Raw genomic sequence first — 21,474 nt, forward strand, 5'->3', positions numbered from 1 at the left:
GTTATGAGTAAAATGTCGAAAGAAGTAAGAATAGGTATAGCCTTTGTAATCGCAATTTTCCTTTTGTATTACGGTATCAGTTTTCTGAAAGGGGTAAATCTTTTTAAACCATCAAATTCATATATTGTCGTATTTGACGATGTGTCCGGGCTGACTCAGTCAACACCCGTTACACTGAATGGTTTTCAGGTGGGTCTGGTGTCTTCGATGGAACTTGACCCTAAAAATCAAAAGCGTGTAATTGTATATCTGAACATGGACAAAGGCATGCAGATACCCAAAGGTAGCAAGATGTCACTGGATGTCTCTGTTCTGGGTACGGCAACAATCATGCTCGAGACTAACCCTTATACAAAAGAGAACCTCTCTTCCACCGATACTATAAAAGGTATCCGGGTGAAAGGCATGATAGATGCGGCTGGCACAATGTTGCCTCAGGTGGAACAACTTATACCGAAGATTGATTCGATACTTGTCGGCCTTCAGACACTGGTCAATAATCCTGCCTTGAACCAGTCACTGACAGATATCAATCAGATTACAGGCGATCTGGCCAAATCTACCAAACAACTGAATTCTATGATGACTGCCTTGAATAAGGATGTTCCTGCCATAACCGGGAATCTGGGTAAGATGTCTAATGACTTAAGCAGTGTGTCTGGCAAGATAAATCAAATGGATTTGGTATCAACATTCAGATCTGTAGATTCTACGATGAAAAATATAGAATATCTTTCTACGAAAATGACATCTAAAGATAATTCTTTGGGCTTATTATTGAATGATCGTCAATTATATGATAGTATTAACGGAACAATTAGTAATGCTTCGTTGTTACTTAAAGACGTAAGGCAAAATCCATCCCGTTATATCAATGTGAAGGTCTTTTAAATCATTTTATTTAGAATCGATCTAAATAAGTAAAAATAATTTTTTTGCTTAATAGTGTCACCCTTATACTTTTCGGGCAGTATTACGAAATTGTTAAAACGTAATTAAAATGCTATTAAAAACATAACTTATTGATAACTAGTTGGTTGTTTGTGGCTGAGGGGGTGATTTTGTAATAACATCATAAGTCGTTGAAATTAAAATAGATGTTTCCAAAACTAGAAATCCAAATTTGGGGGTACTTTTTTTTTATGAAATAAATGATGAAATTTACATTACGAAACTGAGAGAGTAATATAGACAAAAATAACTAAACTAGTAAATGGATTCTTCTTCAACTCAAAATTTATGGGCTAATTGTTTAACGGTCATTCAGGATAATATACCTGAAGCGGCTTTCAAAACATGGTTCTTACCTATTGTACCCTTATCCTATGAAAATAAGGTATTTACAATACAGGTACCAAGCCAATTCTTTTATGAGTATCTGGAAGATAAGTTTGTCGATTTACTGAAAACCACTCTGCATCGCGAAATCGGTAAAGATACAATACTACAGTATCGCATATTGATGGAGAATACAACTAATACAGTTGTAGATTATAGAGGTGACGCTAAGACACTACCTGTTGATAAGGGGTATATTAAAAGCTCCAATAAAGTACCGAACCCTTTTCAGAAAGTTGTCGCAGATGATTTTGATTCGCAGTTGAATCTGAAATATACATTTGATAACTTTTTCGAAGGAGAAAGTAATAAACTGGCCCGGACCGCAGGTGAGACCATAACAAAAAATCCTGGTAAGACGGCTTTTAATCCGTTGTTTCTTCATGGTGCATCCGGTGTGGGTAAAACCCATCTCTGTCATGCTATAGGAACACGCATAAAAGAACTGTTTCCGGAGAAACGTGTATTATATGTGTCGGCTCATTTATTTAAGATTCAGTATGCCGATGCCGGGCGTTATAATACGACCAATGACTTTATCAACTTCTATCAGGGTATCGACGTACTTATCATAGATGATATACATGAATTGGCCGGAATAGAACGTACGCAGAATACACTATTCCACATATTCAATCACTTGCATCAGAATAATAAGCAGCTTATCCTTACTTCGGACAAGGCTCCGTCCGAGCTTCAGGGGGTAGAGGAGCGTTTGCTCACACGTTTCAGGTGGGGGTTGACCACGAAAATAGACCATCCCGATAAAGGCTTGAGGTTAAAGATCCTTCAAAATAAGATTCTTCATGACGGATTGTCCATACCAGAAGATGTAGTGGATTATATCGCAGAAAATGTAACAGATAATGCGCGTGATCTCGAAGGTATTATCGTATCTATAATGGCACACTCGCTAGTATATAACAAAGAGATAGATTTATCTTTGGCCCGGCGTGTTATCGGACAGGCAATAAAGAAAATAGAAGCAAAGAAGATAACCATCGGTGCAATAGAATCTGTTGTTTGTGACTTTTACAATATAAAAAGCGAGTTGATTCATACAGCTTCCCGCAAACGGCAGATAGTGCAAGCCCGCCAGGTGACTATGTACCTGTCGAAAAGTTATACTGAAATGTCGTTGGCTCAGATTGGTTCTCTTATAGGTAAGAAGAACCATGCTACAGTGCTTCATGCTTGTAAGACTGTCAAAGAGCAAATGGAAGTAGATAAAGTATTCCGGGACGAAATAGCAGAAATAGAGAAGAAAATAAAAAGCTGAGGACGTTGAGTTCCCAGCTTTTTAGCTTCGTCTTGATGCCCTGTTAAGATGTTCTGTGTTTATTATAATTATTGATCAAGATTTCCTTAATACTAACTTCCTTTTAGTTGCAGTTGCTATTTCAGCAAAAAATGCCTTAATTTCTTTATACTGCGATTTGTCATATCTTCCTGTAAAGATATCGATATTTTGGATATATATTATCTTATTTCCATCTTGTTTTACTTGTGTCTCAAATTCGCCGAAAGGAGTTTTTAGGATTATATCCTTGGGTAAAGATTCGGCCGTATATGACTCGGGGATATTGATGAGGATGGAGTCTGATTCTGAGAACCCATTATTAATTACAATATCCTGAATCCGCGTATTGGATGAAAGCATATTGTAGCTCCCTTTTTCCAGAGGGCAGGCCGGAATAAATAAACGGGTACCTGTTTTATTAACAAAGTCTGTAGCGACGAAGTCAGCGGATAAAGAGCAAGACGGTAATGATGACTTATCCTCTTCTGTCCTTATATTATCTATTTGTACTTTAGGAAATTTGACGTTTCGGTTGATGTATCCGACTACTTTATCTCTGTCCTTTGATGTCATTGCAGATACATTGTACAAGTATCCATGCAGATGTTCAACAAAGGCTAAGGTTCCCTTTGCAGTTCCATCTTCTGAGACATTAATAGTGATCATTGATTCCTGTTTATTGTCTTTGTCCTGATATTGGGAAACTCTACAAACTTTACCTCCGTTTTCAGTTACAACGAGGGCGTCATGACTGGCTATATTATCGTGGATATAGCCAAAAGGTATTGTTTGGGAAGTACATTCGAGCCATAAACTGTCATTCTGAAGAGGTACAAGTAAAATAGCATGATTCGTTTCACTTATATTCGAAAAGCCTTTAGTAAAGGACTTCCTGTTTCCGGAATATATCTCACAATAGTTTGAAGGTATGCCAATGGCATTTAACATGGCTTTCATTTCATTTGATAAACCTTTGCAGTCTCCGAAGCCGGTTTTCATTGTATTTGATGCTTCTATTGGCTGGAATCCTCCGATACCTAATTGAATGCTAACATAACGGGAATTCTCTTGCAGATATCTGAATAGTATTTCTACCTTTTCTCTATCCGTTTTGGCATTCTTTACAAGGGATATAAGCTTGTCAACAATATTATTTGGCAAAGTGTCACGTCCTTTAAGTAAACCTGACACCCACATACCATAGTTCTTCCAATCCGACATATTCCCGCAAGAGGAATCATAGCAAAAATCAGCCGGAGCGATCAATACTCTCGGATATATATCCCTCAGGGCAGGAGCCAAAGGTTCATTATTGATTGCTTTCAGGTTGTTTGCGGTAAATGAATATATGTGTTTATTGCCTACGATTTCATCTTTAGCATTGCAATCGAAATTTGCGTCATATCTCAGGTTCATATCCGCAGGTAGTTCTATCCTGTAGCTCGCATTGACCAGCGACTGCATATAGCTTTGAATGGGCGTGAAAGCGGGGTATGAGATTATACCGTTTTTCCATTTTTCTTCATATGTATATTCTATCGTATATGGATATGTGGGAACTTTATATTCGTAGACAATAGAATAGGCATCTGTCGCCATCTGGTCGGACATGGAAGATATAGTCAAATCTTTCTTTCCGATTTTCCGGATAACGCTACCTGATGCATTTTTTATGACAGCGGAAAAGTCTTTCATTTCCTTGAATTTATCATTGTAAGCATAAAAATGCGCAAAGCCTTCTCCCTGTTTGCTGAGTATTGTCATTGTTTTCGTTATCTTACATGTGGCATTATTCATATCCGTCTGGATTATTACCATATCGGAGTTCTGGACAATCGCAACCGCATTTTCACGGAGGCTGTCGGAAGCCTGACTGGTCGAATTATCATCTGCATATATCATTGCAGATGATATTATATATAAAGTTAGAATGAAGTGTCTGTACATAATTGTTCCGGTTTTAGTTATTCCGCAGCAGCAGCTTTTTTGAGTACGATCTGTTCTGAATTTTTAGCAATCAGCTTCGAAAAGAAATCACGCAGATTTTCATATTCGGCAGGTAAAAATTGTAATTTCTTCAACTGATACTGATAATGAAGCCGGATCTGGCTACCTGATTGAATAATCCGGTAAATAAGGCTCATATCATTGTCATTGAGTACCATTCTCTCACCTTTAGGAAGCTCTTCCACTGTATATCCTTCAGGAACAATGAAATCTATTATTTGCACAAAATTGAGTAGGTAATCAAATTCGATGGGATACTCACGTGTTTCTTTCTTAAATGGATTTTCTGAATATGGTTTATCAGTCAGAGGGGTAATATATAAGAATTCATCTGCCATATCAATATCCAATGATTGTGCATAGTTTATTTTTAATGCTTCGCTTGTATTATCCAGATTTGATATGGTGAAGCTGTCTATCTCACATGAAAGCCTTTTACTAACCGATTCTATATAATCATTCTGGTCTTTATGGTTATAGTAGCTGACCTTGGTATTGTATGCGGCATTACCTTTACGAGTGTCAGCCGATTTTCCAATCAGTTTAGAATCGTTAATAGTCAGATTCATTGTTTTTAATATTGAACCGGACGAAATTCCGGTAAGGTCCACCCAGTCGGAATAGCTTGTCCTCAGAATACGTGCTTGTGGTACCATGCATTTTTCGGGAAGCAAGTTCCAGTCCCCGTATTTGGCTGCGGCATCGGTAAAGTACATGGTAGTGTCAATTTTGATACCTGTGATTACATAATTGAACGCGGAAATACTCGGATGCGATATAGGCATACGGCCATTGCTTCTGGTACTCAATATTACGGGGAACGCATCGAATCCTCCGGCCTGAAGTGCGTTTATTAACAGGAAGTTTACATCAGCGCTTGTGCCGATTCCGTTCTTTAAGGCATCTTTCAGATTTTTTGGATAGAAAGCATTTTGGTCATTCCATTTTACTTTGTATTTGACCATATCCTGTATTTCTTTTGCTTTGTCAAAGTTTACATTCCCTTTGGTTATTTCGTCCTTGAATAAGTCTGCTTTCTTCAGATTACCTCCAAACTGACTGGATTCCATAATTTCTTTATCAATATTGTTCCACGATGAAGAATAGTTTTTCACTGTGGTGTATGGCATTTGTATGCTTTTAAGTTCAAAAGAAACTTTCGATATATAATCGTTTATTGTCCATAGATACGATTCATTTTTAATGGCGGGAACATTGGTTGCCTCAAATGTATAACGATCGGCAGAACACCGTACCTGAGTTGCTTGCGATCGTCCGTTGTCATCTTTATACTGGATATGGAACGTTTCATTTACAGGCTCTTTTTTGGGTGCTAATGCAATATATCCCTGGGTATTCAAATTGTACCGGAAATATTCAGGCAGTGTGACCTCGAATGAAGTATAGATAATAGGTATTGACGACTGGAAATTGAAATCGCGGAGATCGTAAAAGAAATCGGATACAATCGTATATTTATATTCTATAACAGATCCTACTTTTGCAGTAGGCATTGTAAATTTCCTTACTTTCCATTTATTGTCGGTATCTTCTTCAAAAATGAAATCTTTGGATAGTTTTGTCTTCACTACCTTACCTCCTTCCAGATTGTAAGTTGTTCCTGATAATCCCCTGATATCTTCTTTTGATGAATTGCTGGCCTGGTAATACGGGATTTCCTGGTCACACCACTCAAGGCCTTCGGTTTTAAGTATTTTTATCTTCACCTGAAGTGTGTATTCAAACTGAAAGCCATATAGGTTGTTGTAGACGAAGCGTGTATCACCTTTTTTCAATAACATAACGGCGGCGGCAGTCGTATCCTGACGATATGAGGTCATCGATAATTCTTCGACAGTTGCATTTCCGTATTTTGATTGCGAATAGCAATTGTAACCGTTCAGAAATACAAGAATAAATAGAACGAGAAGGGTGATTTTTTTCATAATATTAGGTTAATTAAATTAGAGTAAATGTATAAAAATGTTTACAGATATTAATTATTAAAAGTATGCCGTAAAGCATATTTTTGACATATTGTGCGTTCTTAAAACAAGGATTGTGAATTTTATTTTTATTATTTTTATTATATGAAACTATATGCTGCTTTATTATGGGAATTTTTCAAAAGTGACACATCTGCCTGGTGTTTATTATTACTTTTTTTAATTTTTCTATTATAGGCAATAACTGAAAATAATTAGTTGTAGGTTGATCGCTTCTTTGTATGTATAGATAAATATGAAGGAAGATTTCCATATATTTTACTAAAAATTTCAGATAAAAATCAGGCTGTCGAAACAGGAAGAGCAAATTCAGGATGATTTGCTGTTGTCTACAGATCTTCGATGAAGCTGGTAGAAGGATACCCGGATAGGAATTATATTTATTTCACGTCAGATGCAGGTTTATTTGTGTCAGAGAAACGAATTTATTATTTCAGGTGTTAAAAAAGAACTTCTTTGTTGATAATTATCCGGAACCTTTATTTGAGAACACGGATATGGTCATGTTGGAGAAAGACCTATTAGAAAACAAAAGAGCCATGCTATTCTGCATGGCTCTTTATGTATTTTGTCAGTGACTATTAATATTCACGTCTTCTGTATCCACCATTGTTGCCACCACCTCTGTTATTGTCATAACTTCTGCGAGGACGGTCACCTTCTGTGCGAGGACGAGCTTCAGATACGGAGATAGTTCTTCCGTCATATTCAGCACCATTCAGTTCTTCAATAGCTTTTTGGCCAGCTGCATTATCAGCTAATTCAACAAAACCGTAACCTTTAGAGCGGCCGGTAGCTTTGTCCATAATAACTTTTGCTGAAGTGATTTCTCCATATTCAGTGAATAGATCCTTCAAATCATTGTCGTTGATGCTGTAGCTCAACCCTGCGATAAAAATGTTCATTGTAAAAAAATAAAAATTAAATAATAAATACTCTATGCAGAAGATGTAAATAAATAGGAAAGCTAAAAGAAACTAGACAAGAAAGGTTACCAAAGAAGGGAAATGACTTGAAAAGAAAAATTTAAACTACACTTAAGAACTCTTATGCAATAGCAAATGTAAAAATAAAAATCAGTTATTTAGCATTTTAACCAATTATTTTTTTGTTACACTTCGCTTTTTTATAATTTATTGTATCATATGGACTGAAATTATCAGGAATTGAGCCTTTTGTAATTTTCGATAACGCCCATCACCGTGTCTTTATCATTCCCGATCTGTTTCTTTAACGTATCAATGTCGATAAATTTTTCGTCAGGACGTACAAAATCAATAAATTCGGCAGTCAGCTCCTTATTATATAGATCTCCGTCGAAGTTGAACAGATTTACTTCTATACTTATATTATCTCCATTGTGCAGAGTAGGGCGTTTCCCTATATAAAGCATGCCGTCGTATTTTTGCCCGTCCACATGCACATATACGGCATATACGCCAAAAGCAGGAATTACCTTATATGTCTCCCATACCTGAATATTTGCAGTAGGAAAGCCGATTGTCCGTCCTACTTTAAAGCCTTCCACTATTTTTCCCGAGATAGTATAATTATACGAGAGCAGTTTGGCTGCCTTACGGATATATCCTTCAGCAAGTAATTTGCGAATACGGGATGAACTGACATGGTCTTCTCCGGGAAGCTCCCGGGCTTCAACAACATCGATGCCGATTTCACCGCCGTAGCGCTTATAGTCGGTAAACCCGTCTTCCCTGTTATGTCCGAAGCGGTGATCGTACCCGATAACCAGGGTGTTTACCGACAGTTTGCCTTTCAGTATATCTTCCATAAACTCTCGGGCTGAGAGTTGGGAAATCTCCTTTGTAAAATCAAGACATACACAATAATCGATTCCGGTGGAAGCCAGACGTTCTGTTTTTTCATCAAATCCGCATAGCAATGCGGGCTGATAATCTTTTTGCAAAACCTTTCGCGGGTGTATGGGAAAGGTTATGACTGCAGAAGGCCGCTTCCTCCTGGCCGCTTCCTCTTTCACCTGGTCTATCAGAAAGCGGTGGCCGGTATGTACGCCGTCGAAAAAGCCTATTGTGGCTACTAACGGCGCGTGCTGAAGTTTATGTTCTCTGTCTATAAGCAACATATATAGTTACTGTTTAGAGTAATCTTCTGTCTGTAAAAACCTTTCGCAGATCTTCATCCTGATCTGTCAGATAAGTCCGGAATCCCAGTTTTTCGCCGATTTCTACATTTGCTTTTCCGTCATCGAAGAATAGGGTTTCGGCAGGATTCATTCTGGAATCGGCTATAATGAAATCGAAAATTTCCCGGTCTGGTTTGGCGCATCCTATTTCATATGATAAATAACATTTATCGAAATAAGCATCAATGGGTAATCCTTCGGGGGAAAATTCATGAGTCATGGCCCATCCCATTACAGAGGGATTGGTATTGCTAAGTAAATAAACTTTATATTTTTTACGGAGGTCTTTCAATAACTGATATTTATAATCAGGGATGCCAGCCAGAAAACCTAACCACGCATGGTCTATTTGTTCTGCTGTGACATCCGGGTTATTCGACAATTTGCGAAATTCGGTAACAAAATCTTCCCGGTTTATTTTCCCCTCTTCATATTCCAGAAAAATGCCTTTCTGGCGGAATTCACCCAAATATTCGTTGATATTGGGAAATCCCAATGCGGTGAAACGATCTAATGCGGTTTGTTTGTGCAGGCTTACTATTACACCACCAAAGTCGAATAAGATGTTCTTGATATCTTTGCTCATAAAATTATAAAATTACATTTTGCGCTATTATAGCACGAAGTTAGTTATTTATTCTTTAAGAGCCGTTGTTTTCAATTTTGTATTTGTATTTTTGTTAATATCAAGTAGGAGAAAGTATCTGATGATTACATTATTTAAACCTCACTGCTTATTGTATTAAATTTTAATAGGCTAATAAATAAATTTGTGACTTTAAAATCGTTTCAAAGTGCTCTATAAAACAAGGGGATTAGTACTCAATACCATCAACTATAACGACAAGTATATCCTTGCTCAGGTTTTTACCGAATCGTTCGGGCGGGTGACTTATATGGTTTCGAAGGCTAAGGGAAAAGGTTCGAAAGTACCCAGATCTCTCTTTTCACCGCTTGCTGTCCTCGATATGGAAGCAGAGCATCAGGCCTCACGCGATATTCAACGGATACGTGAAGCCCGTGCAGATATGTATTTGTACGATATATCCGGGGATTTGAGCAAGACTTCCATGATTTTTTTTCTCTCCGAATTTCTCACACGTGTATTGAAGGATACAAATGATAGCCGGTTACTATTTAGTTTTCTGGAGCAATCGGTGCAGATTCTGGAAATGACAGATAAGAGCATATCTAATTTCCATTTGGTATTTATGCTTAAACTCAGCCATTTTTTAGGATTTTACCCCAATCTGGAGGAATACAGGGAGAATAGTTTATTTGATATGATAAATGGCGAATTTGTCCTTCATCAACCTTTACACAAGCATTTCCTGAACCGGACGGAAAGTAAGTCTTTATCCCTGCTGGCCCGTATTTCATACGAGAATATGCACCATTTTGTCTTTTCGCGTCAAGACAGGATAAATATTATAAACAGAATACTGGAGTATTACCGCTTGCATCTTTATGATTTTCCTGCATTAAAATCCCTGGATGTATTGCATGAATTATTTTAATCTGATCCCAAAAATTGATAATTTAGCAGTTTTCGTGATTGAAACTAATATATTCGTAATATCTAATTAACATCTATGACATTGGAAGAAATAAGGAATTCGTATAAAAATCGTATCGATAAAGAGAAAATAACACTATCCAAACTGAAGAAAGTCATATTTCAGGTAGGGACAATGCGGTTGGCTATTGTATTGGCTTGTATTACCATGTGTTATATCTTCTGGGATGGGATTCCTGTTGTATTGGCTGCAATAGGTATATCCGTAGCGCTCTATCTTTTTTTTATGAAATATCATGACAGGCTGTTTATTCAAAAGAAATATTGTGAATTGCTTATTCAAAATGCGGAGAACGAACTGAAAGGGATCGATTATGACTTTTCTGCATTCGATGGCGCACCCGAAAAAGCAGATGCAAACCATAGTTACAGCGTAGATCTGGACTTGTTTGGCAATCATTCATTCTTCCAATCGGTAAACCGGACTGTGACATCTTTCGGGAAAGACAGGCTGGCGGATACATTGCTTTACCCCTTCGAGAAGAAAGACGAAATCGTGGCTCAGCAAGAAGCGTTGAAAGAGTTGAGAGGGAAGACCGAATTACTTGACCATTTCAGGGCAGTAGGGCAAATGACAGGTGCAGAAGATTTGAATATCCATTTCTTTTCGCAGCAGTTTATGCAGACAAAGCTTTTATCCAAGAGCTTCTGGCGGTATTTTATGTATATCTCTCCTGTTGTATCCGTTACGGTTCTTATTCTATGTATTGCCGGTCTGCTTCCATATGCTGTATTAGGTCTGGTCTGGACAATGTTCTTCTTGTTGAGTCTTGCTCCCCTAAAGGATATTAATGCGAAGAAGAACCTGTTTGAAAAAAAAATAGAGACGCTCGGCACATATTCCAAACTATTTAAAATAATAGAGAATGAAAAATTTGAGTCTACATTACTGATTAACATACAGAACAAGATAAACAGCGGAGAATCTGCTTCTTTGGCTATACATCAGTTGAAATCGCATAGTAATAATCTAGATCAGTCGTCGAATGTTCTGGGACTCCTTTTCCTCAATCCCTTCTTTTTCTGGAATATTATCTATTCCATAAAAATAGAGAAATGGATTATCCATCATAAGGATAATATCATTACCTGGCTGAAAGTTCTGGCTAAGTTCGACAGTCTTGTTTCTCTCGGAATCTTTGCCTATAATAACCCTGGTTACACATATCCGGAAGTTGCAGATACTTTTATGCTGGAAGGAAAAGATTTAGGGCACCCGATGCTTAACAGATGCGTTTGTGTTCGGAACGATGTGACGATAAGCCGGCATCCTTATTTCCTTGTTGTAACAGGGGCAAATATGGCTGGAAAAAGTACTTATCTCCGTACAGTCGGTATAAACTTAATTCTGGCATGCGCGGGTGCGCCGGTATGTGCCACTTCACTGACATTTTATCCTTATAAATTGGTTACAAATTTGCGGACCTCCGATTCGCTTACAGATAACGAGTCTTACTTCTTTGCCGAACTCAAACGATTGAAGATGATTATCGATCGTCTGCAATCGGGTGAGCAGCTGTTTATTATCTTGGATGAGATATTGAAAGGAACCAACTCGGAAGATAAGCAGAAAGGTTCGATAGCTCTGATGAAGCAATTGGTTTCGCTCGAAGGTAACGGCATAATTGCCACGCATGACCTCGTGCTGGGTAATCTGGAAAAAGAATTTCCTGAAGCAATAAAAAATTATAGATTTGAAGCCGATATAAAGGATGAGCAGCTATCTTTTACATACAAGATAAGGGAAGGGATAGCACAGAATATGAACGCGAGCTTCCTGATGAAAAAAATGGGAATAACAGGGCTTTGAGTCCCTGCTATCCTCTCCTCAAGGAGAGGGGTTGATTTGAGTATTGATTTATGGCTTTGCTAAAGTCCCCTAAGGGGGATTTAGGGGGCTTAACTAATATATTATGGAAGATATTCTACATTACATTTGGAAATTCAGGCTTTTTCAGAAAGATCTGAAAACGACTACAGGCCAGCCTATAGAAGTGATTGACGTTGGTTTGCCTAACACAAATGAAGGCCCTGATTTCTTCAATTCGAAGATCAAGGTAGGAGATAAGATCTGGGCGGGTAATGTGGAAATCCATAGATCATCGGATGAATGGGTGAAACATAAACATGATGTAAGCAAGAGTTATAACTCGGTAATCCTGCATGTTGTGGAAAAAGCTAATTGTGAAGTATATAATGAACTGGGGCAACCTGTTATACAATGTGAAATAGCTTGCCCTGAGCATATAAAAGAGAATTATGATTTTCTGATTCATTCCAATACAGATATTCCTTGTTGTAATTATTTAGGGTCGATGTCCTCTTTCCATCTTAATTCGTGGATGAATACCTTGCTGATAGAGCGATTGGAACGGAAATCGAAACATATACAGGGATTACTTGAGCGATACAATAATTCGTGGGAGGATGTGTTCTATGTAATCCTGTCACGAAATTTCGGATTTGGATTGAATTCCGATTCTTTTGAACGATTGGCTTTGAGCCTGCCACTTAAGTATATACGGAAGCAGGGAGATAACCTGATTCAGATAGAAGCCTTGTTGTTTGGGCAGTCAGGCATGCTGGACAATCTTAAAGTAAATGACGATTATTATTCATTACTACAAAAAGAATATGCTTTCCTGAAAAATAAATACGAACTGAACCCGTTAGAATCATATGTATTCAAAAGTTTAAGAACGCGGCCGACTGCTTTCCCTCAGATTCGGATAGCACAGTTAGCTGCTTTATTACAGAGTTCTCATGGATTATTTTCTAAAATTACAGCCTGCGATGATGTGGGACGCATCAGGTTGATGTTTCATGTAAATACTTCTGAATATTGGCAGACGCATTATGCATTCGGAGTTTCATCCGAACGAAAGACTAAATATCTGGGAGATGCTTCTCTCGACATTATACTTATAAATACGGTAGCTCCGATTCTTTTTATTTATGGGAGGACTGTCGATAGTGAAATACATCGTGAGCGGGCACTTCATTTTCTTGAGATATTAAAGCCGGAGAGAAATTTAATAACGAAACGTTTCGAGAAACTCAAAATGCCATTAAATAATGCTGCCGATTCGCAGGCAATGATTCAATTGAAGCGTGAGTATTGCGAACTCAGGAAATGTTTATTTTGTAGAGTAGGGCATCAACTATTAACCAGTTAACAGTAATCCGTCAACAGTTGGCAAATCAATTAACCTATAACTAAAATGAAATATATAGATCTTTTTAATCATCTCAAAAAAATAGAGAATTATACTGATAGCGAGATTGAAATTGATAGTCATCTTGTTATGCGTAATTTTACTTTCGAGTCTAATTATCGTTTTATCCTTCCCGGAGGACTTGGTAATAATGACGACTATGAGTATATTCCAAGTATACCTGAAGATTATGAACCTGACGTCATTCAGCAAATGCTGAATAAGAAGGATGCGGAGATTATGGAAAATATAAAATTCCGCTACCATATGATAATGCCAAAGAAGGAGCAGAAGGCCAAGGGGATTATTTTTATGTTTCATGGCTTTAATGAAAAATACTGGAATAAATACCTGCCTTGGGCAAAATATATAGCGGAGAAAACAGGCAAATCGATAGTGATGTTTCCTATAGCTTTCCATATGAACCGTGCGCCTGCGACTTGGAGCAACTCGCGGGAGATGTATCATGTGAGTGAACAGCGAAAGCAGCGGCATCCTGATGTTATCTGTTCCAGTTTGTCTAATGTTGCTATCAGTACCCGTCTTCATAACAAGCCGCAACGGTTTCTTTGGTCAGGCCTACAGACTTATTATGATGTAATTGATTTTGTCGAAGCTTTTAAAGAGGGGCTGCACCCCGCAATAGAAAAGGATGCTTCAATTGATTTCTTCTCTTACTCTATTGGTACATTCCTAGGCGAGATATTGATGATGAGCAATAAGGACGGGCATTTTACACATTCAAAATATGCGACATTCTGCGGAGGGGCGGTGTTTAACAGGCTATCACCCGTGTCAAAGTTTATCCTCGACAGTGAAGCCAATGTGAGTCTATACTCTTATGTGGTGGAGCATCTGGAAAGCCATATGAAGCGGGACGAAGTACTTCGCCATTATATGCATACCCATCCCGAAGGGAATAATTTCAGGAGTATGCTCAACTACCGCTCTATGACGAAAGAACGGGAGGCCAGGTTCAGGGATATGAGCGATCAGTTCTATGCCGTCACACTGGCTAAAGATGAGGTTGTACCTGCTTATGAAGTTATCAATACATTACAGGGTTCGGACAGGGATATTCCTATCAGAATAGAGATGTTGGATTACCCGTATAAATATATCCATGAAGACCCGTTTCCCGCGCTTCCGAAAATTGCGGATGAGGTGGATAAACAATTCTGCTTAACTTTCGATAAAATAAGTGATTTCTTAAAATAAATACCTATGAACAAGATTTTTAATGTAGTAGCGCTAACCCTTTTGTTTCTAACGTCGTTCTCCGGACAGGCGAAAGCTCAGGAAGTGGAAAAGCTGTTTAACGGAACAGATTTATCTAACTGGAATTTTGTACTGGATAAAAATAACGTGCCGGCAGAAAAAGTGTTTTATGTAAAGGATGGCTTGATCCATATAGCAGGTGAGCCGCTTGGATATATGTATACCAAACAGAAGTACGGCCATTATCATTTGCATGCAGAATGGCGTTGGCCGCAGGGGATAGAATCAAATAGCGGGATTTTCTTATTGATAGAAAGACCGGAGACACCTTTTCCAAACGGTATAGAGTGTCAGTTAAAGGCCGGAAGCGCAGGCGATTTTGTATTGCTCAATGGTTCTGATCTGGCTGAATATAAGAATCCTGAAAGCGGACGTCCTAAATTTCCTGTGATCGCGAAGGCTAAGGTATCAACGGAAAAAGTTGCAGGGGAATGGAATTGTGCTGATGTATATTGTCACGACGGAGTAATCTCGGTATATATCAACGGCGTTTTCCAGAATAAGGGTACAAATAAAATCAAAGAAGGTTATATCGGTTTACAGAGCGAAGGTAAAGATGTCGAGTTCAGGAACGTGACATTAACGCCGTTACCTTGAATATAAATAGATAGGGAGTAGAAAAGAAGGGGAATTTATTTCCCCTTTTTCAATTTCTCTATAATAATCTTCGCTGCGTGTCCGGATGCTCCCGGTTTACCCAGTATGTTTATTATTTCATCATATTCCGATAACATCTTATTGCGGTAGGAGTTGTCATTTAATAATCTGTCTGTTTCATTCCTTATGGCCCCGATGGAAAAGAATTTGGCGAATAACTCCTGCACTACTGCCTTATCCGCAATCAGATTGACCAGCGAAATATATTTTGTATGGAGCAGGTTCTTAAATACCCAATATACTACATGAGGTATCGGAGTTTCGTAACAGACAACCTGCGGAACGCGGAACAGCGCCGTTTCCAATGTTGCTGTACCTGAGGTAACCAAAGCTGCTTCTGCATATTCAAGTAAACGATATGTTTGTCCGAAAATTATCTTACAAGGCTTATCCCCTATGTATTTTTTATAATAACCGGCTTCTATAGCAGGTGCTCCGGCTATGACAGGCTGGTAACCGGTAAATTTTTCTATAGATTCGAGCATCGCCGGCAGGTTATCTTTTATCTCCTGCTGACGGCTTCCGGCTAACAGCGCAATAAGAGGTTTATTCTCCAGCTTATTCTCTGATATGAATTTATCGCGGGTATCATCCTTATTCTCTTCTCTGAAATTTGCCACCGCGTCCACTACAGGGTTACCTACATAGTGGATTCGGTAGTTATGCTTTTTATAGAAGTTTACTTCGAATGGAAGGATCGACAACATTTCATCCACATACTTTTTGAACGATTTTACCCTGTATTCTTTCCATGCCCATACTTTCGGCGAGATGTAATAATAGACAGGTATCTCTGTATGTGTCTTTATATATTTGGCTACTTTAAGGTTAAAGCCCGGATAATCTATAAGTATAAGTACATCGGGCTGAAACCTGATAATTTCCTCATTGCACATTTTCATGTTGCGCAGAATAGTTCTCAGGTTGAGCAATACAGGAATAAAACCCATAAAGGCCATTTCTCTGTAATGCTTTACCAGCCGGCCTCCCTGTGCCTGCATAAGGTCACCCCCCAGAAAACAGAACTCTGCATTTGTGTCCTGTTCTTTCAATGCCGCCATCAGATTCGACCCGTGCAGGTCGCCGGAGGCTTCTCCCGCTACAAGAAAATATTTCATAAATATCAGTTAACAGTCAGCAGTCAACAGTTAGCAGTAATGCATGATATTTATGCCTGCAACTCATAACCCATAACTTATAATTAAATCAAGTTTTCCCAAGCCCTTATCGGTTCCAGGTAATCATGGTTTGTCATATCCACTTTTACGGGAACAACCGAAACATAATTGTGAGCTAATGCCCATTCGTCCGTATTTTCATCGTGTGGCTCATCATTGGTAAATTCTCCGGTGAGCCAATATACCTGTTTGTTGGCACCATCTTTCGACAGTACAAATTCATTTGTCCATTTTCCGGACGTCTGACGGCATATTTTCAGACCTTTTATATCATGGCCTTTTGGTATATTTACATTAAGACAGGTTCCCGAAGGTAATCCATCTTTTAATACCTGGCTTGCAAGCATGCGTGTATATTTATGGCAGGCAGAGAAGTCTGCCTGGTAATCGTGATCGAGTAGTGAAAAACCGACAGAAGGTATCTTGAATACGGCTCCCTCCATAGCTGCACCCATTGTACCGGAGTATAGGACTGCAACAGCTGCATTCGACCCATGATTAATCCCTGAAAGGACAATATCGGGCTTACGTTTGGCCAGTTCGGTTATCCCCAACTTTACACAATCGACCGGGGTTCCTGTACAACTGTATATTTTCAGATCCGTCTCATCCTTTATTAAATGTGCCCGCAATGGTTGCAACGAAGTTATTGCGCTCGACATTCCCGAACGGGGGCCGTCCGGAGCCACTACGACTATTTCACCTAATCCTTTTACGCTTTCTATCAATTCATTTATGCCTTTTGCCTGATGCCCGTCGTCGTTTGTTATCAGTATCAGGGGCTTCTTATTATCCATTATTTTGAGTTTATATTTTTCAGTGTTTTGTTAAGAAACAAAGATACGTCAATATTTTTTAAATCTCTTGCAGTACATTTGCTTTATCTGGTCTGAGCGTAGAATGCAGATATATATTTTAAGTATTCTGTACATAATACGGAACCTGCCCTTTTTGGAGTTGCGGCTGTTAACTGTTAATCGTATTTCGCCCCATATCCTTGGCTATAAACCGCACGATACAATACAGGATAAAAATAAATACCAAATACATAATGGCTCCTAAATGATGTAAGTATATTACAGCAAATGTAGCAATCAGAATAGCAGCCGTGACGGATAATGCCTGCCACAGACGGGTATATACATCCAGCTTCTCACCCCATACCTTTGGGCGGAATACCCAGTTGACAGGATGTACAAATGCATTGAGCAGAAGAATTGAGTATGACATGTATTCGTATTTTACGTCATTGAGAATACAGATAATGGCTACAACGCCTATCATTGCGCCATAATAGAGTTTCCCACATTTAGTAGAGGCACTGGAGGGCATATCGGTAGCCATAAAGATAGCCCCCAATAACAAACCTCCTAACGAAAACTGTATGCTATATGGAGTGAATGCTGAGAATATCAATAGTAGAACGGTGAATGCTACCAGTAAGGCTGTAGGTATATGCCACGAAATCCGGCGACGCACCAAAAGAAATATTCCTCCTGCGATTAACAACAGGACAGAATACTCTCCTATCGCCCCGGATGCTTTATATACCAGCTGGTCGAAGAATTTATCTCCGAAAAGACTGAGTTCAGGTATATTTACAGATGTTTTGTCATACCATATAGTACGGGAAGTCATTACCACGGGAAAGAATATTGCCATAAATTCGCGTCCGACCAAAGCCGGATTGAATATATTGCGCCCCATCCCGCCCCAAAGAAGTTTTCCGAACAGTACAGCCATGGCTCCGCCGAACGCGACGATATACAGAGGCGTAAAAGGCGCGATGGTAAACGATAACAGAATGCCCGTTATAATGGCTGAACCATCGGCTACAGAATCTGTCTGTTTGAAAAAGATCGCGGAAAAGATAAATTCGGTTACCAAAGCACTACCCACAGCAACAAGTATCACCATCAAAGGGACAAAGCCAAAAGCCAGATATGATACGGCTATACAGGGAAGTAAGGATATTATGACATCGGTCATTATTTTGCCGGTACTTACATCTTTCCTTACAAAAGGAGCATATATCATTTTATCGTATTGCATCTGCCAGTTGTTTTAATTTGATTTTCCCCTCCTTTATACTCTCTATCAGAGGAACATTACTCGGACAAATATATTCGCAGGCAGCGCATTCTATACAGCTGCTGATACTGTATTTTTCGAGATTGAAGTATTTCCCCCTACGGAAATTTTCTTCGAATTTCATCGGCATCAGATACATCGGGCATACATCTACACAATAGCCGCAGGATATGCAATTACTGCGCTTGATTTTCTCTTTACGGAAGAACAGTACTCCGGACGAACCTTTCGATACTGGTACATTCCAATCGGTAATACCCCGTCCCATCATAGGGCCTCCCAATACAACTGTCTTATTTGTAACAGACAAGCCAAACAGTCTTATAAAATGACCGACAGGCGTACCTATCTTAACTTCAAAATTACCCTCGTTGCGTGATTCCTCTCCCGATATGGTTATTGTCCGGCTAATTACCGGATGGCGGTTTACCACTGCGTCATATATGGCACAAATAGTTCCTACATTACTAACGATAACCCCTATATCGCGGGGACGTTGCGAACGCGGCATCTCGATACCCGTTACCGACCTGATAAGCTGGAGTTCGCCACCTTGGGGATATTCGTCCGGGAGAACAACGACACGGTAGTTCTTATATCCGGCTCTTTGAAGAAATGGTCTGAATACCTTCTGAAGTTCCCTATTCTGTTCTTCGATGGTGATAACAACATCATCTGCCTGAAGTATTCTGTTCGCTATGCCGATCCCTTTGAATAGTTCTTCTGTACGCTCCGCCATCAGTGCATAATCGGCAGTCAGATATGGTTCGCATTCCGTACCGTTAATGATAAATGTATCTATCTTGTGGCCATCCAGTCTGTATTTCACAGATGCAGGAAACTGAGCTCCACCCTCTCCGGCTATTCCGGCTGCTTCTATCAGTTCTATCAATTGTTTGGAAGTATAAGAACCTGTATCGCCTTTCGGCAGCTCGACCTCTGTTTCCTGAAAATCGTTACTTATCACAACTGTAGTCGCCATAAAACCATCAGCTTGCAAAGCTTCCCTTATATCGGTCACTATTCCCGAAACCGGGGAATGCATATTAGCCGGCATATGGTTTATACTCCGCGCTATCAATTGGTATTTCCTTACCTTATCCCCTACATTTACAACAGGCTCGGACATACAGCCATAAGATCTGAGTAAAGGTATGTAAAGAACAGGAGCATCTTCGAGAGACTGAATCTTCTGCTTCTTGGTCTTGCTCTTCATCGAAAAAATATGCATCATAGGCAGAATTTTGATTATAAGTTATGAATTATAAATGATGAGTTAAGGCATCGAAACCTTTTGTACAGGTCATTTTGTCATCCTCATCTATCAAGAAGCCTTCGAATTTAAAATCAGTAGACAGCATATCTGCTTTTTGCAGAAAACCTTCTGCCGTTTCATTAAACAATGCAGTAGAGAGGATATCTCCGGTCATACAATTATCGCTTATTATGCCAACCTGCTTTGTCGCAGATGGAAACCCTGTTTTAGGATTCAATATATGTCCGTACTTTTTTCCTCCTATCTCTACAAAAGTCTTCTCTTGGGTCGATGTTGAGTAACACTCGTTACTTATGTCCAGATTGAAAAGCTGTTGCCCGCTATCCGGGTTTCTCACTACTGCCTGCCACGCCGGATGCGATTCGTTGTTGATTGCCCGGATAGTGCTTCCTCCTGCATTGATAATAGCATCCGTGATACCGATATCAGCCATCTTCTCCACAAGTTTATCTACCGCGTAAGCCTTGATAAAAGAACCTGTGATTATTTCCTGTTCTTTTGCTATCCTGACCCGGTTTTTTTTTATTTCAATTTTGCGGTAATCAATTAGCTTCTTTGCATTCATGAGTTCCCCAGAAAAGGGTACGCCTTGCTGTTTATCCTTATAGAAACCCCATAGACGAATCAGTGGCATGATAGTAATATCGTATGTACCATCGAAGTAACCGGATAAGCTGATAACCCGTTCTAATATCTTAACCGTTTCATCGTCAACCTCAACAAAGTGTCCTGCATGTTTATTTATCCGGTCTATATATGAATCCGGCTGATAGGAGTTATAGTTTTTGTCAACATCCTCCAGAACAGCATATAACTCATCGAAAATATCGTCGTCGTAAAAAGCAGATACTTTAATCTTTATATGAGCATGAAACAGGAAACGCGTCTGTGCCTTGTATAATAACTCCATTATTAATTACTCGGTTCCCGAAGCTTCTTCCGGAGTCGCTTTTTCTATTACTGTTTGTTTTGGTTCTTCTACTTTCTTCGGCTCTACTTCTACTTTCTTCTCCGCTTCTTTTTTTACAGCGGGTACAGTAGATACAGCTTTCGGTTTTGCCGGAGTATTCACAGGAGTTTCCTTCTTCACCTCTTTAGGTTGCGCTTCTGCCGGCTGTTCCGTTTGGGGCTTCTCGTCTTCTTTTTCAGTTGCAGTGACAGGGAGAACCTCTACCTCCTTAGCAGCCTTGTCATTCTCTTCTTCAGCTTTGGCGGTATTATTCGCCGCATTTACCTTATAGCCCCATATAATGAGAATGACACCGAAAAGGAATAGCGTTATTTTTTTTATATTTTGTATTATATTACGCATACTCTTAATAAGTTATGATTATTTAATTTCCTTGTCGCAAATGTAAAATAATAGTTTGACTTGAAAAAAAACATTAACT

18 protein-coding genes are annotated in these 21,474 nt (G+C 39.1%); 7 read left to right on the forward strand and 11 right to left on the reverse strand.

Features of this window, described 5'->3' with window-relative positions; translation table 11 throughout:
* Window positions 1-3: 3 nt before the first annotated feature.
* Both ACYQ3L_RS09865 and dnaA read left to right on the forward strand, forming a co-directional pair.
* A complete protein-coding gene (locus ACYQ3L_RS09865; protein WP_379995741.1) occupies window positions 4-891 on the forward strand; it encodes an MlaD family protein in 888 nt (295 codons plus the stop codon).
* Between the two features lie 322 nt (window positions 892-1,213).
* Window positions 1,214-2,617, forward strand: coding sequence for a chromosomal replication initiator protein DnaA (gene dnaA, locus ACYQ3L_RS09870; RefSeq protein WP_379995739.1), 1,404 nt, complete (start codon window positions 1,214-1,216; stop codon window positions 2,615-2,617).
* Window positions 2,618-2,692: 75 nt separating this feature from the next.
* On the opposite strand, the gene ACYQ3L_RS09875 is transcribed toward dnaA, so the two are convergent.
* The 5 genes from ACYQ3L_RS09875 to ACYQ3L_RS09895 all read right to left on the reverse strand — a co-directional run bounded on the left by ACYQ3L_RS09875 (window position 2,693) and on the right by ACYQ3L_RS09895 (window position 9,398).
* Window positions 2,693-4,540: a DUF3858 domain-containing protein gene (locus ACYQ3L_RS09875; protein ID WP_379995737.1), complete on the reverse strand. Its 1,848-nt coding sequence runs from the start codon at window positions 4,538-4,540 to the stop codon at window positions 2,693-2,695.
* A 62-nt stretch (window positions 4,541-4,602) separates the two neighbouring features.
* Entirely contained in the window at window positions 4,603-6,591 is a 1,989-nt protein-coding gene (locus ACYQ3L_RS09880; RefSeq protein WP_379995735.1) for a DUF3857 domain-containing protein, read from the reverse strand.
* 641 nt (window positions 6,592-7,232) lie between these two features.
* Complete coding sequence (rbp, locus tag ACYQ3L_RS09885; RefSeq protein WP_379995733.1) at window positions 7,233-7,556, reverse strand: RNA-binding regulator; 324 nt, start codon at window positions 7,554-7,556, stop codon at window positions 7,233-7,235.
* A 254-nt stretch (window positions 7,557-7,810) separates the two neighbouring features.
* Window positions 7,811-8,752 carry a riboflavin biosynthesis protein RibF gene (gene ribF, locus ACYQ3L_RS09890; RefSeq protein WP_379995731.1) on the reverse strand — a complete coding sequence of 314 codons (942 nt, stop codon included), beginning with the start codon at window positions 8,750-8,752 and terminating at the stop codon, window positions 7,811-7,813.
* A gap of 13 nt (window positions 8,753-8,765) precedes the next feature.
* Window positions 8,766-9,398, reverse strand: coding sequence for an HAD family hydrolase (locus tag ACYQ3L_RS09895; RefSeq protein WP_379995729.1), 633 nt, complete (start codon window positions 9,396-9,398; stop codon window positions 8,766-8,768).
* A 208-nt stretch (window positions 9,399-9,606) separates the two neighbouring features.
* Between ACYQ3L_RS09895 and recO the strand changes: the two genes are divergently transcribed.
* The 5 genes from recO to ACYQ3L_RS09920 all read left to right on the forward strand — a co-directional run bounded on the left by recO (window position 9,607) and on the right by ACYQ3L_RS09920 (window position 15,478).
* Window positions 9,607-10,329: a DNA repair protein RecO gene (recO, locus tag ACYQ3L_RS09900; RefSeq protein ID WP_379995727.1), complete on the forward strand. Its 723-nt coding sequence runs from the start codon at window positions 9,607-9,609 to the stop codon at window positions 10,327-10,329.
* A 75-nt stretch (window positions 10,330-10,404) separates the two neighbouring features.
* Window positions 10,405-12,198, forward strand: coding sequence for a MutS-related protein (locus tag ACYQ3L_RS09905; RefSeq protein WP_379995725.1), 1,794 nt, complete (start codon window positions 10,405-10,407; stop codon window positions 12,196-12,198).
* 103 nt (window positions 12,199-12,301) lie between these two features.
* On the forward strand, window positions 12,302-13,564 hold the full coding sequence (locus ACYQ3L_RS09910; protein WP_379995723.1) for a DUF2851 family protein: 1,263 nt from the start codon (window positions 12,302-12,304) through the stop codon (window positions 13,562-13,564).
* A gap of 45 nt (window positions 13,565-13,609) precedes the next feature.
* The gene (locus ACYQ3L_RS09915; protein ID WP_379995721.1) at window positions 13,610-14,821 is read left to right on the forward strand and encodes a DUF6051 family protein; all 1,212 of its coding nucleotides are present in this window, start codon (window positions 13,610-13,612) and stop codon (window positions 14,819-14,821) included.
* A gap of 6 nt (window positions 14,822-14,827) precedes the next feature.
* The gene (locus tag ACYQ3L_RS09920) at window positions 14,828-15,478 is read left to right on the forward strand and encodes a 3-keto-disaccharide hydrolase (protein ID WP_379995719.1); all 651 of its coding nucleotides are present in this window, start codon (window positions 14,828-14,830) and stop codon (window positions 15,476-15,478) included.
* Between the two features lie 35 nt (window positions 15,479-15,513).
* Here the strand turns inward: ACYQ3L_RS09920 and lpxB are convergent, their stop codons facing one another.
* The 6 genes from lpxB to ACYQ3L_RS09950 form a co-directional block, all read right to left on the reverse strand.
* Window positions 15,514-16,656, reverse strand: coding sequence for a lipid-A-disaccharide synthase (gene lpxB / locus ACYQ3L_RS09925; protein WP_379995716.1), 1,143 nt, complete (start codon window positions 16,654-16,656; stop codon window positions 15,514-15,516).
* Window positions 16,657-16,739: 83 nt separating this feature from the next.
* Entirely contained in the window at window positions 16,740-17,513 is a 774-nt protein-coding gene (gene surE / locus ACYQ3L_RS09930) for a 5'/3'-nucleotidase SurE (protein ID WP_379995714.1), read from the reverse strand.
* Between the two features lie 169 nt (window positions 17,514-17,682).
* Complete coding sequence (locus ACYQ3L_RS09935; RefSeq protein WP_379995712.1) at window positions 17,683-18,768, reverse strand: RnfABCDGE type electron transport complex subunit D; 1,086 nt, start codon at window positions 18,766-18,768, stop codon at window positions 17,683-17,685.
* Window positions 18,755-20,041, reverse strand: coding sequence for an electron transport complex subunit RsxC (gene rsxC / locus ACYQ3L_RS09940; protein WP_379995710.1), 1,287 nt, complete (start codon window positions 20,039-20,041; stop codon window positions 18,755-18,757). The genes ACYQ3L_RS09935 and rsxC overlap by 14 nt, the downstream gene beginning before the upstream one ends.
* A 28-nt stretch (window positions 20,042-20,069) precedes the next feature.
* Window positions 20,070-20,993, reverse strand: a complete 924-nt coding sequence (locus ACYQ3L_RS09945) for an FAD:protein FMN transferase (RefSeq protein ID WP_379995707.1) — start codon at window positions 20,991-20,993, stop codon at window positions 20,070-20,072.
* Window positions 20,994-20,999: 6 nt separating this feature from the next.
* Entirely contained in the window at window positions 21,000-21,395 is a 396-nt protein-coding gene (locus tag ACYQ3L_RS09950) for a hypothetical protein (RefSeq protein WP_379995705.1), read from the reverse strand.
* Window positions 21,396-21,474: the final 79 nt, after the last annotated feature.

The organism is Dysgonomonas termitidis (assembly GCF_054657735.1).